Origin of the sequence: Klebsiella ornithinolytica NBRC 105727 = ATCC 31898 (assembly GCF_001598295.1) — a bacterium.
GTDB lineage: Bacteria > Pseudomonadota > Gammaproteobacteria > Enterobacterales > Enterobacteriaceae > Klebsiella > Klebsiella ornithinolytica.
This window is the reverse complement of sequence record NZ_BCYR01000007.1, coordinates 274,457-288,296: the sequence shown is the minus strand read 5'-3', so window position 1 is coordinate 288,296 and position 13,840 is coordinate 274,457. Positions and strand designations below refer to the sequence as shown.

The window sequence follows — 13,840 nt, the reverse complement described above, 5'->3', positions numbered from 1 at the left end:
CTCTGCTACGCTCCGTAGGCCGGGTCAGGCGGCAGCCGCCGCCCGGCAATATCCTCCGGGCTACCCCAGAATCTCCCGTACGACCGGACCAATTGATTCGAAGGCCTGCGGGGAGATAATATCCACGTGGGCGCAGTTCTGGCTGAAGACCTCCAGTTCCCCCACCCAGGGGCCCCACGCCGCCTGCGGATCCATCCCCGCCTGGCGCGTTTTCTCCGCCACAAACAGCGTCGCTTTGCCATCAAACTTCGCGCTATGCGCGGTGGTCAGCAGGCGTACCGCATCGGCATAGTTGCCCTCGATGACACGGAACAGTTCACCGGAAGCCTGTCCCTGCTGGGCAGCCAGGAAGGCTTCTCGTTCACGTGCAATCTCGGCCAGCACTTCCGGGTCCAGACCGTTAGCCTCTTTCTCCGCCCAGTTCTGCGTCTCCGGCGGCCAGGTGTCCAGCAAGCCCAGGAACGCCACCGCTTCGCCGCGCTGGCGTAAGCGGGCAGCAATGCCCTGTGCCAGCGTCCCGCCGAGGGAATAGCCAAACAGGTAATAGGGCCCGTGCGGCTGCTGCGCCAGCAAGGTCTGCAGGTGCTGCTCGCACACTTCATCGAGATTTGCCGCGCTCATCATCGGCCCTTCCGGTCGCGGAGACTGAATGCCGGTAATCGACCAGCGCGGGCTAAGATAGCGGGCCAGCACGCTGAACTGCCAGGCAAAACCGGATGCCGGATGGAAACAGAACAGCGTTGGTCCGTCGCCGACGCGCAGCGGCAGAATCGCATCAAAGCCCAGGCGCTGCGCCTGCTCATCGCTGAGATCGGACGCCAGCAGCGCGCTCAGTTTCCCCACCGTCGAGGCCACCATCACCTGCCCGGGCGTCACCTGACGTCCCAGCTCGCGGCTGAGCTGCGCCGCCAGGCGCATCGCCAGCAGAGAATGACCGCCGAGGGCGAAGAAATCGGCTTCAATGTCGTTCACTTCACAGCCCAGCAGCCGACTGAACGCCTCTGCGACCGTCGTTTCCATTCCCGCCTCCGGCGTTCGTCCGCTGCGTTCACTGCCCAACGTCGGCAGCGGCAGCGCTTTGCGATCCAGTTTGCCGTTGGCGCTCAGCGGCAGTTCCGCTAGCTGAATCAGCACCACCGGCACCATGTGCGGCGGCAGCTGTTCGGCGAGGCGCGTTTTCAGCGCTGTCGTATCCAGCGGCAGGCCGGACTCTGACACCAGGTAGCCAACCAGCTGGCGGGCATCGCCGCCGGTCGCCGCCGCCTGATTGAAAACGCAGGCGTTGGTTACCGCCAGGGAAACGTCCGGTAGCGCAGACATGACGCGGTCGATTTCGCCCAGCTCAATACGCTGTCCGCGAATTTTCAGCTGGTCATCGCTACGCCCAAGGTACTCCACCGCGCCGTTATCCAGCCAGCGCGCCACGTCGCCGGTGCGGTACATCCGTTCACCGGCGGCAAACGGGTCGGCAATGAAGCGCGAAGCGGTCAGATCCGGGCGGCCCAGATACCCCTGAGCTAACTGAATGCCGGTCAGATATAAATCCCCGGCGACGCCCGGCGGAACCGGCCGCAGAGTGGCATCGAGAATACGCAGCCCGGTATTCCATACCGGCCAGCCAATCGGCACGCTGTTGCCGGTGACCGCCGCCAGCTCCGCCCCGCAGGCCGGATACCAGCTCACATCCACCGCCGCCTCAGTCGGGCCATAGAGGTTATGCAGCGGCGCGCCGGTCAACGCTTCCCACTCGCGGCACAGGTCGGTTGGCAGTGCTTCCCCGCTGCAGAAGACGCGCTTCAGCGTCCGGCAGGTCGTCACGTTTTCAGCATCCAGCGAAGCCACGAACGCCGCCAGCATTGATGGCACAAAGTGGGTGGTGGTCACTCCGTAGCGGGCAAAGAACTGCTGCATCGCCTGCGGGTCGCGATGGGCTTCCGGCTCGGCCATCACCAGCTGCGCGCCGGTGATAAACGGCCACCAGAATTCCCATACCGACACATCAAAGCTGCACGGCGTTTTCTGCGCCACCACATCCCCGGCAGTAAGCGGATAGTGATTTTGCATCCACAGCAGTCGGTTAACGATCGCAGTTTGCCCGACCATCACCCCTTTCGGGCGTCCGGTGGAGCCGGAGGTAAAGATGATGTACGCCGTATGCTCCGGCTGTGAGAGCGCCAGCGGAGTATCATCATCCGCCGCAAGCGGCTGCTGATAACACAGGGTTTCAAGACCCGGGATATCGCTAAAGCGGGCCAGCTGATCTTCTGCCGTAATCAGCAGCGTAGGACGCGCGTCCTCCAGCATCATACGCAGGCGGTCGTCCGGATACCCGGTATCCAGCGGCAGCCAGGCCGCGCCGGCCTCAACGATGCCGTGCAGCGCGAGGGTGAGGAACACCGAACGCGGCAACGCCACCGCCACGCTGTCGCCGGGCTTGACGCCGCGTTCACGCAGCAGCCGGGCCAGCGCCACCACCTGCTGACGCATTTCCCGATAGCTGAACTGCCGGGTGGCATCCGCCAGCGCCGGGGCATCTGGCGTTTTCGCCGCCTGTTCCGCCACCAGGGCACTGAGCGTCGTCGTCGGCAGCGCCACGCCGGTATCATTGACCTGCGCCAACTGCGCCGTCTCGTCGGCCGAGAGCAGATTGGCCTCTGCGCAGCGTAGCGCCGGATCGGCGGCAAACTGGGTCAGCAGCGCGGATAAACGCGCCACGTGCGCGCGCAACGTGGTCTGGTCGTAGCGCGCTTTGTTCGCCAGCACTTCCAGCGACAGTCCGCCGGACTCATCCGGAAACAGCGCCAGTTCAAGATCGTTTACCGGGCCGGTCGCCAGGGTGTGGGTCACCGCCTCGATACCGTCAATATCCAGAACATAATCAAAAACTTTAACATTGAGCACCGGGCCAAACAGCGGCTCATCGCCCGCCGCTTTGCCGCTATCGCGCACGATTTGTTCGGCGTCGTAACGCTGGTGGCGACGCATCTTTTTCAGCTGGGCGCTGAGACGCAACGCCAGCTCCGCCAGGGTCTCTTGCCCATCGATATGTATCGCCAGCGGCAGGACGTTCAGTACCGGGCCGGTTGCGGTCAATGCCGCCGAGCCCATCCGCCGCATAAAGATAAAGCCCGCAGCATAGTCCATGCGGTTGCATAAACGGCCGAGCCACAGGGTGGTTAGCGCCAGCGCCAGATCGGCTCGCTGACACTGCGGTGCGCCGGCGGCCAGGCGGCTGAACAGGCCGGCATCCAGATCCAGCTTCAGGCGCCAGATATCGGTACTGGTCGCCCGCCCCGCCAGCGGTGCCGCAGAGAGCGATGCCGGTGACGGCAGGGCGTTGCGTTGCGCCATCCAGAACGCTTTATCGCGCTGCCAGGCCTCGCTGCCGTAGTAGCGCTGATACTCTTCAACAACCTCAGCGAAAGGGGTAAACGGTGACGCCGGCGTCGCCTCCCCACGTTGCCAGGCGCGATAAATCGCCGCGATCTGGCGGGTAATAGCGGGGAAACTGAAGCCATCGACCAGTAAATGATGATAACGCTGATACCAATACCAGCAGTCATCCGCCACGCGCAGCAGCTGGTGACAAACCAGCGGATTACCGCCATCCACGCGTAAATTCTGCCCGAGGTCGGCCTGCATTAACGCCAGCGCGGCGTCGTGCGGATCGCGCGCCTCGCGCAGATCGCAATAGTCAGGTTCGGCAAAAGCGCGGTGCTCATCGACCCATTGCCAGGCTTCGCCGTTATCTTCGCAAAAGCGCATGCTGAGCGTGTCGGCCTGCGCCAGACCAGTGACGATCGCCCGTCCCAGCAGCGCCGGGTCCAGATTGCCACGCAGTTCGACATAGTGGGCGACACTCCATGCGCCGGGCAGCGTAGAGAGCCGCTCCGCCATCCAGATCCCAGGCTGCGCCGCGACCAGCGGTAAACGAGTGCTCATGTCCGGCTCCTTGAGGTTGCATAGTGGGCAGGGGTAAGGGTTGACCAGTTCGCCGCCAGCCAGCCGTTGCACGCCTCTAAGGACTGCGGCGGGCATTCCACTACCCAGCCTTGCGGTAGCGCGCAGTGGTGCGGCCACAGGCTGTACTGCTGTTGTTCGTTGCGCAAAATGTAAAACTGCCCTTGCGGATTATCGAAGGGGTTGCTGAATTGCATACCAAACTCCTGTCTTTACTCGTCATCCTCCCGTCGGCTTTCGCCCTGGCTAGCGCCTCGGGGTATGCGGAAGGATGTTGAGTCTGAAGCGCACTTTGTTATTGCGCGCGGCTCAACGGCTGCCAGAGCTGGATGAGCCCAGCCGTCAGCCCACCACGCCAGCAAAGCGCATCGTGCCCGCCGTCAACCTGACGCCAGAAAATCGTCTGCTGTGTCTGCTGTAGTTGTGATAAAAGCGCCTGATTGGCGCGAAAAATAAGCGGCTCACGCTCTCCGGCTTCCAGCCAGATTCGCAGGCCGTGGGGGCGGAGCACGCCCTGGCTCAGGCGTTCGATCAGCAGGCCGGTTTGCGCGCCGCCGCGATGCGGCCACCAGTAGGAACCAGACTGACTCAGCACGCAGCCAAAGCGCTGCGGCCAGTACAGCGCGGCAAACATCGCCGCCAGGCCGCCAAAGCTCTGACCGGCGACCACGGTGCGATCGGCGCGGTCGCTAAAAGGCGCGATTTGGTGTACCCGAGGCAGTAGCTCTTCCTGCACCGCCAGCCAGAAATCGGCGTGACAGGGCAGCTCCCGACTCCGGTGTTCGTTGTCGATAACATCAATCAGCAGATAGACCGCAGGCGGCAGTTTTGCCTCGCGCGTCAGCCCGGCCAGTGCGGACCAAACCGGCATACTCTCGGCCCAGAACTGGCCATCAAGCAGTACCGCCAGCGGACGCTCTGCGGCAACGGCCTCACCGGTGGTGTAAACCCATATCCGCCGCGTGTTACCCAGCCGGGCGCTGTGCCATTCAATGCACACTGGCGGTTGATAAGGTGTATTCCGCAGCGACCAGCCGGGTTGTTCCGGCGCCAGCGGCAGCTCCAGCGCCGAAACCGCATGGCCGCGTCCGCCTTTCCAGCTTTGCGGGTTTAACGGATCGGCTATCGCCCGCGGCAGCAGTCTGCGCCAGCCTTCCCGCAGCAGCGTACGGTCCGGGCTACCGCCGTTGAAAATCTCAGGGGCAAAATCGTCATCGCGATCGGAGGGAATAAAGCAGTAGCTGCCGCGCCAGGCGGGCGACAGCGTGGTTTGCCATTGCCAGGCATCGGTACCGGGCACGCGCTTCAGGGTTTGCGGCACGGCATTTTGATGATGGTCGGTGACGCCGGTGATGTAAATCCACACCCGCTTCGTCAACGAAGTCTCTTCGCTGCCCGCCGGATCTCGCCACCAGAAGGTCACCCGATAGCCATCGCCAACGGCCTCAGCCTGCGGACCGGAGATCCCCTGCCACCAGTCATCACTTCCTGTCATTAACATTCCGTCATTAACCCTATGTTTACCGTGATTTTTCTCAATAAACGTAATTTTTATTGATAATATTATTGATAACTATTTGCATTTGCAATAGCGTATTACCGCGCTTTGGGAAGAGTCACTTCTAATTACACATGTCAGAAAGGGCCATTTGGTCAGCGATGGAATGCCTTCGCCCTCTACTGACCACATTTCTGCCGCCTCCCCTCCCGGTGGGAAGGGGTTTCAGGGGCATGCGGCAACGGAAAGCAGGACGTAAAATGAATAACAAGATCAAATCTTTGACCTTGCTGGTCAATCTGGGAATTTATGGGGTCGCCTTCCCGCTGTGTGCGGAAGAGACCCTCGACAGTAAAAAAACGGCTACCGAAGAGACGATGGTGGTTACTGCCGCCGAACAAAACCTGCAGGCGCCGGGCGTATCGACGATCACCGCCGAGGAAATTCGTAAACGTCCCCCCGCTCGCGATGTCTCCGAAATTATCCGCACCATGCCGGGCGTTAACCTGACCGGCAACTCCACCAGCGGCCAGCGCGGTAACAACCGCCAGATTGATATCCGCGGCATGGGCCCGGAAAATACCCTGATCCTGATTGATGGCAAACCGGTCACCAGCCGTAACTCCATCCGCCTGGGCTGGCGCGGCGAGCGCGATACCCGCGGCGATACCAACTGGGTCCCACCGGAGCTGATTGAGCGCATTGAAGTCATTCGTGGACCGGCGGCGGTACGCTACGGCAACGGCGCCGCGGGCGGCGTGGTCAATATCATCACCAAAAAAGGTGATAACGAGTGGCACGGTTCATGGAACACCTACATGAACGCCCCGGAGCACAAAGATGAAGGCTCCACCAAACGCACCAACTTCAGCCTGAACGGCCCGCTGGGCGGCGACTTCAGTTTCCGCCTGTTAGGCAACCTCGATAAAACCCAGGCCGATGCCTGGGATATCAACCAGGGCCATCAGTCAGAACGTACCGGTATTTACGCCGATACGCTACCGGCCGGCCGTGAAGGGGTGGAGAACAAAAATATCAACGGCGTCGTACGCTGGGATTTTGCACCGATGAACTCGCTGGAGTTTGAGGCGGGCTACAGCCGCCAGGGCAACCTGTACGCCGGGGATACGCAGAACACCAACAACGATAACAGCAGCAGCGGCCTGGTGAAGAAAAACTACGGCAAAGAGACCAACCGTCTCTATCGCCAGAACTATGCGATCACGTGGAACGGCGGCTGGGATAACGGCATTACCACCAGCAACTGGGCGCAGTACGAACACACCCGCAACTCCCGTCTCGGCGAGGGGCTAGCAGGCGGCCTGGAAGGCCTGTTTAACAGCGATAAGTTTAGTGATATCGACCTCTCCGACGTGATGCTGCACAGCGAAGTCAGCGTTCCGTTCGACCTGTGGGTCAATCAGAACCTGACCCTGGGCACCGAGTGGAACCAGCAGCGGATGAAAGACATGTCCTCTAACGGCCAGGCCCTACAGGGCGGTCCGATTGGAGACATGAGCAACGATCGTAGCCCGTACTCGCAGGCGGAGATCTTCTCGCTGTTTGCCGAAGACAACATCGAGCTGACCGACTCCACCATGCTGACCCCGGCGCTGCGCTTTGACCACCACAGCATTGTGGGGAACAACTGGAGCCCGTCGCTTAACCTGTCTCAGGGACTCGGGGATGACTTCACCCTGAAGATGGGCATCGGCCGCGCCTATAAAGCGCCGAGCCTGTACCAGACCAACCCGAACTATCTCCTGTACAGCAAAGGCCAGGGCTGCTACGCCAGCGCCGATAACGTCGGGTGCTACATGCTGGGTAACGATAACCTGAAGGCAGAAACCAGCATCAACAAAGAGATTGGCCTCGAATTTAAACGCGACGGCTGGCTGGCGGGCGTGACCTGGTTCCGTAACGACTACCGCAACAAGATTGAAGCCGGCTATGCGCCAATTGGCCAGACCGGAACGGGTAAAGTCGTCACCGATATTTATCAGTGGGAAAACGTACCGAAAGCGGTAGTAGAAGGCCTGGAAGGAACATTGAACGTCCCGGTTAGCGAAACCGTTAACTGGACCAACAATATCACCTACATGCTGCAGAGTAAGAATAAGGAGACCGGCGACCGTCTGTCGATTATTCCGGAATATACGCTGAACTCAACGCTGAGCTGGCAGATATACCAGGATGTTTCGGTGCAGTCGACCTTCACCTGGTACGGCAAGCAGGAACCGAAGAAGTATAACTACAAAGGTCAGCCGGTCACCGGCAGCGAGAAGAACGAGGTGAGCCCGTACAGCATCCTCGGTCTGAGCGCGACCTGGGACGTTACCAAATACGTCAGTCTGACCGGCGGCGTGGATAACGTCTTCGATAAACGTCACTGGCGCGCGGGTAACGCCCAGACAACGGGTAACACAGCGACCGGCGCTTATATGTACGGCGCGGGCGCCGAAACCTATAACGAATCGGGCCGGACCTGGTACATGAGCGTCAACACGCAGTTCTGATTACGCGCCTGAAGACCAGGCCGTTCTCCCCCCGGAGGGCGGCCTGGCTTTTTGGCCTCCTGCCAGGCTATCCCCTCACCTGCATCCTGACGTAGGATGACACTATGCAAACGACACACTCCACTTTTCTTTTTGCCGACCATCGGCTGCATCAGATTGATTTCGACCCGGCCACCTTTGCGCCTCACGATATCCTGTGGCTCTCCCACCACCCGCAGATCGAACATTGCGGCCGGAAACGGCAGATGGAACATCTTGCCGGGCGTATCGCGGCGGCCTGCGCCCTGAAAGCAGTGGGCGTGAAAGGCGTTCCCGGAACAGGTGACCAGCGGCAGCCGCTGTGGCCTGCCCCGTGGTCTGGCAGCATCAGCCACTGCGACACCCGCGCGCTGGCCGTCGTCGCCGCCCGACCGGTCGGTATCGACATCGAAAACGTGCTCACCCTCGCGCTGGCGGAGGAGCTGGAAAGCAGTATTATCAGCCCGGCGGAACGCGGGGTGCTGAAGGCGAGCGGACTGCCCTTCGAACTGGCTCTGACCCTGGCTTTTTCGGCCAAAGAGAGTGGGTTTAAGGCCCTGCCTCTCGCGCAGCAGGCAGGAACAGGGTTTATGCACTTTCGGATAACTGACATTCAGGGCGAGGTCATCACTTTGTGGACTGCGCGGCAGGTGTTCCAGGTGCATTGGATGGTGGATGAGCCCTACGTCATCACGCTTTGCCAAACGCAACACCGGTAATAAAGGAAGAACCCGCGCGGTCAGGGCCGCACGGGGGAAACGTCATGCTGACTCAACACATCGTTTTGGCGAGGGCGATAATAGCCTGGGCATCAAAACCGTGGTGCTGACGCATCCAGCCACGATCCGCCGCCGCCGCATATTCGCCATCTGGAATACCCAGCCGTTTCAGCGGAATACCGATACCTGCCTCCGCCATAACCTCTGCTACCAGACTTCCCAGACCACCGTTCACATTATGCTCTTCAACCGTAATCACCGCGTTGCATCCCTTCAGCGCGGCCAGTAACGCTGAGGTGTCACAAGGGCGAATCGAAGGTACGCTAACCACCTGCGCCTGAATCCCTGACTCTGCCAACGTTTGGGCGGCCTCGACAATTTCATGCACCGTCGAACCGGTAGCGACCAGCGCCAGATCGTGGCCTTCACGCAACGTGTTTACGGCGCCGGGAGCAAAACGATAGTTTTCAGCATACAGCTCCGGCAGCGCTTTGCCGTCGAGACGGATGTAAACCGGCCCCTGATGATGAAGGGCGTAGTCGATTATCTGCCGACATTCCCGTGGCGATGACGGCGCGTAAATCTCAATGTTGCCGAATCCACGCATCACCGCAAGGTCATCAATAGCGTGGTGCGTACTCGCCAACGGGCCATAGCTGGCTCCCGCATTCAGACCAAATAATTTGACGTTGGTGTTGTTGTAACAGACATCGACTTTAATCTGTTCATTGGCGCGGGAAATCAAAAATGGCGCGGCATTGCAGGTCACCGCCACTTTCCCCCCCAGCGCCAGACCGGCCGCCATACCGACCATGCTTTGCTCGGCAATACCGACGTTAACCAGCCGGTCAGGGAAATGTTTAATAAATGGCGCGATTTTTGCGGTTGATGTTGAGTCGGCGACAACAGGCACCAGATCAACTCCATTTTCTACGGCATCGATAAACGCCTGAACCATCACGTTTGCCAGGTGTTCTGCATTACTCATCTTTCAGTTCCTCCAGTGCCAGCGCAATCTCCTCACCTTTCGGCACCCGGTGGTGCCATTCCGGACGCCCCTGGATAAAGGAGATGCCGGCGCCTTTCGTGGTATTCGCAATAACGACGTTGGGTTTCCCTTCCTGCTTTAATCCTTCAAGCGTCGCGACAACCGAGGCCATATTATTGCCCTGACATTCGGTCACGGTCATACCAAAGGCCTGCCATTTTTCGGCAAGCGGATCGGTATTCATAATTTCGCGGGTTGGTCCGGCCAGCTGCAGGTTGTTTTTGTCATTAATAATGATCAGATTATCAAGACCGTAATGTGCGGCGGCCAGCGCGGCCTCCCAGTTACTCCCCTCAGCCAGTTCACCATCGCCGGTAATGAGGAAGACGCGGCGGGCGCTGTGGCTCTTTTTCGCTGCCAACGCCAATCCTACCGCCACGGGCAAACCGTGCCCTAAAGCCCCGGTATTCAGCTCGATGCCCGGCGTCTTCTGGCGAACCGGATGACCGGGAAGGTGGGAGTTGGCATGCTGATAGGTGCTCAGCCAGTCGACCGGGAAGAATCCCGCCTCGGCCAGCACGCAGTAGTAGCAGCCCACCGCATGACCTTTCGACTGGATATAGATGTCACGCCCTTCATCGGCAATGCGGTCCGCTGCAACGTTCAAAATACGAAAGTACAGCGCGGTTAAGAGCTCCACCTGCGACAGGTCGGCGCCGGTATGACCGCCGGCAGGGCTGTTGGCGTTCAATCTGATAATGTGGCGGCGTACCGCACGAGCCTGACGCTCAAGTGCCTGAACATCGTAGTTATAGGGATTCATTTAATACCTCTGAATTTAATTTCAACTTGGAATATTTATTCCGCAAGGGACTAAAAAAACCAGATATCCCCTGGCAGCGCATCACAGCGCTTTCGCCGCTGCACCAGACTCAGGAACATTCTGCCTCCTCACCATCAGGCATACCTGCGCCTGGATAATTTTTCAGTTGACCTGAAATCACCATGAATATATATTCATATATGACTCTTTATTCAATTATGCAACCGCTGTTCTGTTTTTGTCCATAGCTGTTTTAGAGGATTGATAAAAGTTAGAGTCTCATCACACTTAAATGTCTTTTTTTTTCGCGTATGATTACAGGCTCTAACATAATGGCTGCACGTTAATGATTTTCGGGGATATATATGGCTAAGCAGGATGAACAACGGCTATTAGTTAAGATTGCCACTCTTTACTACCTTGAAGGACGCAAGCAGTCCGACATTGCTCAACTTCTCTCGCTTTCTCAGTCATTTGTCTCCCGCGCCATCACCCGCTGCCAGAAAGAAGGGGTGGTCAAAATTAGCGTCGTGCAGCCCTCGAATATTTTCCTGAATCTCGAAAAAGGCATTGAGGATCGCTACGGCATAAAGCAGGCCATCGTGGTGGACACCGAAGAGGATGCCAGCGACCATACCCTTAAACGAGCCATCGGTTCGGCCGCGGCCCACTATCTTGAAACGCGGCTACGGCCAAAAGATCTGATTGGCGTCTCCTCCTGGAGCTCGACCATTCGGGCTATGGTTGACGAGGTTCACGCGCAGAACCTGAAAGCCAGCGGCGTGATTCAACTGCTGGGCGGAGTGGGTCCTAACGGCAATGTGCAGGCAACGATCCTCACTCAGACTCTGGCGCAACGGCTAAACTGTGAAGCCTGGCTGCTGCCTTCGCAAAGTATTGAAGGCTCGGTGGAAGAGAAAAACCGGCTGATTGCCAGCCAGGATGTAGCCGATGTGATTTCACGTTTTGATGAAGTTGATATCGCTATCGTCGGGATTGGTATTCTCGAACCTTCACAGCTGCTCAAAACATCAGGCAACTATTACCACGAAGATATGCTGCAGGTGCTGGCGGAGCGCGGTGCCGTCGGGGATATTTGTCTGCACTATTACGATAAAAACGGGCAGGCGGTGTTACGTGATGATGAAGATCCTGTTATCGGCATGGCGCTGGAGAAAGTCAAAAAATGCCCCAATGTCGTCGCGCTGGCCGGCGGTAGCGATAAAGTCGCCGCCATCAAGGGCGCCCTCTCCGGCGGTTATATTGACGTTTTAATCACCGATTATCCGACCGCCAGGCTGCTCGTCACCGCCTGATCCGCCGCTAAAACATCTTTTCTCATGCCTTTGCGCCCTCCTGGAAGACGCAAAGGCACATCAAATAAATGCTTATATTTCAATTTAATAAATAGTTTAAGCGCGGTACCCACTCAGCATCCCCTGTACATTTCACGATCCAGATAAGTGTGATTGCCAGCACAATTGATAACTTTCCCTCTGGCCCCAGAGAAACTTTCTGGCTAAGGTATTAAATAAATAATCACTATCGAATATATATTCAGTGATTAAAAAAGTGATAACGAAATGTCACATCATGGCCTGCTAAGCAGCAATGCGATAACGAGGAATGCTCGCCCTTCCCTTCGCGCCAGGACGACGTGTGACTCAGGAGACTATCTAATGCTGGCAACACAGAAAGAGTTCATCATTGCGCTCGATGAAGGTACCACTAACGCCAAAGCGGTGGTACTTGACGGCCGTGGCAACGTTATTGTGAAGTTTTCTCAACCGTTAGCTATCCAGACACCGCGCGATGGCTGGGTAGAACAATCCGGAGAGGCGTTAGTCGAGGCCTCGCTGGCGGTAATAGCCAATGCTATCGACCACGTTGGCGCAGAAAACGTGGCGGCATTAGCCATCAGCAACCAACGTGAAACCGCCATCGGCTGGTACCGCCAGAGCGGCAAACCGATTAACGCCGCCATCACCTGGCAATGTACCCGCAGCGCGGGGTTCTGTGAAGCGCTGCGCCGCGATCGCAAAGAATCCCGGATTAAATCCACCACCGGACTGCCGATTGCCCCGCTGTTTTCCGCCTCAAAAATGCGCTGGCTGCTGGAGTCGCTGCCGGAAGGCCGGGAGATGGCTGAACGCGGTGAGATTTGCCTCGGTACCATCGATAGCTGGCTGCTGTGGAACCTGACGCAAGGCGCAGCATTCAGCTGCGACTATTCCAACGCCGCGCGGACACAGTTACTCAATTTACATACCGGTCAATGGGATGACGAAATGCTGGCGCTGTTCCAGATCCCTCGCGCCGCGCTGCCTGAGATTAAACCCTCCAGCGGGTTATTCGGTTATACCCGAGGGCTGGCCGCCATTCCTGACGGCATCCCGGTGATGGCGATGGTCGGCGATTCACATGCCGCGTTGTTTGGTCACGCGCTCGGTGAACTGGGCTGCGTTAAGGCCACTTATGGCACGGGATCGTCGGTCATGGCGCCGGTGAAGTCAGCTCAATGCGATATTGCCGCACTGGCCACCACCATCGCCTGGCACGATGGCGACAGCATCATTTATGGTCTGGAAGGCAATATCCCCCATACCGGCGATGCGGTGGCCTGGATGGCCGATAGCACGGGATTAAGCGAGCTCTCCGCGCACGAACTGGCCCACGAGCTCAATACCCTGCCGGCCTCCGTCGATTCCACGCTGGGCGTCTATTTTGTCCCCGCGCTAACCGGTCTTGGCGCCCCCTGGTGGGACGACAGCGCGCGCGGGGTTATCTGCGGGCTCAGCCGCGGCGTCAAGCGCGCCCACCTGATTCGCGCCGCGCTGGAATCCATCACTTACCAGATTGCTGATGTGGTGCTTACCATGCGCCAGCATGACGACTTTCACCTGGCGGCGCTGATGGTCGATGGCGGGCCGACAAAAAATGACTGGCTGATGCAATACCAGGCCGATCTGCTGGGTTGCCCGGTGATGCGCAGCGATGTCCCTGAACTGTCGGCGATTGGCGCGGCCCTGCTGGCCCGCAAAGCGATTCATCCCGGTACGCTGACTGATTTAAGCGCGTTCTTAACCGAACACAGCGAATTTCGCCCCGATATGGCGCGCCATCTGCGTTTACAGAAAAGATGGCAGGAATGGCGCCATGCGGTGGACAGAACATTATGGAAACCGGCCCCGTCCGCCTGACGCCCCACCAGGGATCCTGCTGCGCGACGAACCTGAATCATCAACATAAGGAGAGCCCCGGACCATACAACTGATTTTCAGGCCTTGCGTTGTTTCACCGTACCCGACAATAACAACA

Annotated in this window: 9 protein-coding genes; 4 read left to right on the top strand and 5 right to left on the bottom strand. The window is 58.6% G+C overall.

The features are described 5' to 3' along the window. Window positions 1-60: 60 nt before the first annotated feature. The 3 genes from entF to fes all read right to left on the bottom strand — a co-directional run bounded on the left by entF (window position 61) and on the right by fes (window position 5,500). A complete protein-coding gene (gene entF / locus ROR01S_RS16005) occupies window positions 61-3,942 on the bottom strand; it encodes an enterobactin non-ribosomal peptide synthetase EntF (RefSeq protein ID WP_015584928.1) in 3,882 nt (1,293 codons plus the stop codon). Beyond that, the gene (locus ROR01S_RS16000) at window positions 3,939-4,157 is read right to left on the bottom strand and encodes an MbtH family protein (RefSeq protein WP_004859340.1); all 219 of its coding nucleotides are present in this window, start codon (window positions 4,155-4,157) and stop codon (window positions 3,939-3,941) included. The genes entF and ROR01S_RS16000 overlap by 4 nt, the downstream gene beginning before the upstream one ends. A 98-nt stretch (window positions 4,158-4,255) precedes the next feature. Beyond that, a complete protein-coding gene (gene fes / locus ROR01S_RS15995) occupies window positions 4,256-5,500 on the bottom strand; it encodes an enterochelin esterase (RefSeq protein ID WP_224050163.1) in 1,245 nt (414 codons plus the stop codon). Between the two features lie 218 nt (window positions 5,501-5,718). On the opposite strand from fes, the gene ROR01S_RS15990 reads away from it, so the two are divergent. After that, window positions 5,719-7,974: a TonB-dependent siderophore receptor gene (locus ROR01S_RS15990; RefSeq protein ID WP_064359678.1), complete on the top strand. Its 2,256-nt coding sequence runs from the start codon at window positions 5,719-5,721 to the stop codon at window positions 7,972-7,974. A gap of 104 nt (window positions 7,975-8,078) precedes the next feature. Continuing rightward, window positions 8,079-8,711, top strand: a complete 633-nt coding sequence (gene entD / locus ROR01S_RS15985; RefSeq protein ID WP_064359677.1) for an enterobactin synthase subunit EntD — start codon at window positions 8,079-8,081, stop codon at window positions 8,709-8,711. A gap of 52 nt (window positions 8,712-8,763) precedes the next feature. On the opposite strand, the gene ROR01S_RS15980 is transcribed toward entD, so the two are convergent. Together ROR01S_RS15980 and ROR01S_RS15975 are read right to left on the bottom strand one after the other, a co-directional pair. Continuing rightward, entirely contained in the window at window positions 8,764-9,699 is a 936-nt protein-coding gene (locus tag ROR01S_RS15980) for a transketolase family protein (RefSeq protein ID WP_004859326.1), read from the bottom strand. Beyond that, entirely contained in the window at window positions 9,692-10,522 is an 831-nt protein-coding gene (locus ROR01S_RS15975) for a transketolase (RefSeq protein WP_004859323.1), read from the bottom strand. Before ROR01S_RS15975 ends, ROR01S_RS15980 begins: the two co-directional genes overlap by 8 nt. A gap of 365 nt (window positions 10,523-10,887) precedes the next feature. Between ROR01S_RS15975 and ROR01S_RS15970 the strand changes: the two genes are divergently transcribed. Together ROR01S_RS15970 and ROR01S_RS15965 are read left to right on the top strand one after the other, a co-directional pair. After that, window positions 10,888-11,838, top strand: coding sequence for a sugar-binding transcriptional regulator (locus ROR01S_RS15970; RefSeq protein ID WP_004859320.1), 951 nt, complete (start codon window positions 10,888-10,890; stop codon window positions 11,836-11,838). Between the two features lie 363 nt (window positions 11,839-12,201). After that, window positions 12,202-13,722 carry an FGGY family carbohydrate kinase gene (locus tag ROR01S_RS15965; protein ID WP_032716850.1) on the top strand — a complete coding sequence of 507 codons (1,521 nt, stop codon included), beginning with the start codon at window positions 12,202-12,204 and terminating at the stop codon, window positions 13,720-13,722. Window positions 13,723-13,840 lie beyond the last annotated feature (118 nt).

Bases quoted from the DNA above. Each gene is read 5' to 3' on its own strand.
- ROR01S_RS15970 (WP_004859320.1), top strand. From the start codon at position 10,888: ATGGCTAAGCAGGATGAACAACGGCTATTAGTTAAGATTGCCACTCTT.
- ROR01S_RS15980 (WP_004859326.1), bottom strand. From the start codon at position 9,699: ATGAGTAATGCAGAACACCTGGCAAACGTGATGGTTCAGGCGTTTATC.
- ROR01S_RS15975 (WP_004859323.1), bottom strand. From the start codon at position 10,522: ATGAATCCCTATAACTACGATGTTCAGGCACTTGAGCGTCAGGCTCGT.
- ROR01S_RS15965 (WP_032716850.1), top strand. From the start codon at position 12,202: ATGCTGGCAACACAGAAAGAGTTCATCATTGCGCTCGATGAAGGTACC.
- entF (WP_015584928.1), bottom strand. From the start codon at position 3,942: ATGAGCACTCGTTTACCGCTGGTCGCGGCGCAGCCTGGGATCTGGATG.
- entD (WP_064359677.1), top strand. From the start codon at position 8,079: ATGCAAACGACACACTCCACTTTTCTTTTTGCCGACCATCGGCTGCAT.
- ROR01S_RS15990 (WP_064359678.1), top strand. From the start codon at position 5,719: ATGAATAACAAGATCAAATCTTTGACCTTGCTGGTCAATCTGGGAATT.
- ROR01S_RS16000 (WP_004859340.1), bottom strand. From the start codon at position 4,157: ATGCAATTCAGCAACCCCTTCGATAATCCGCAAGGGCAGTTTTACATT.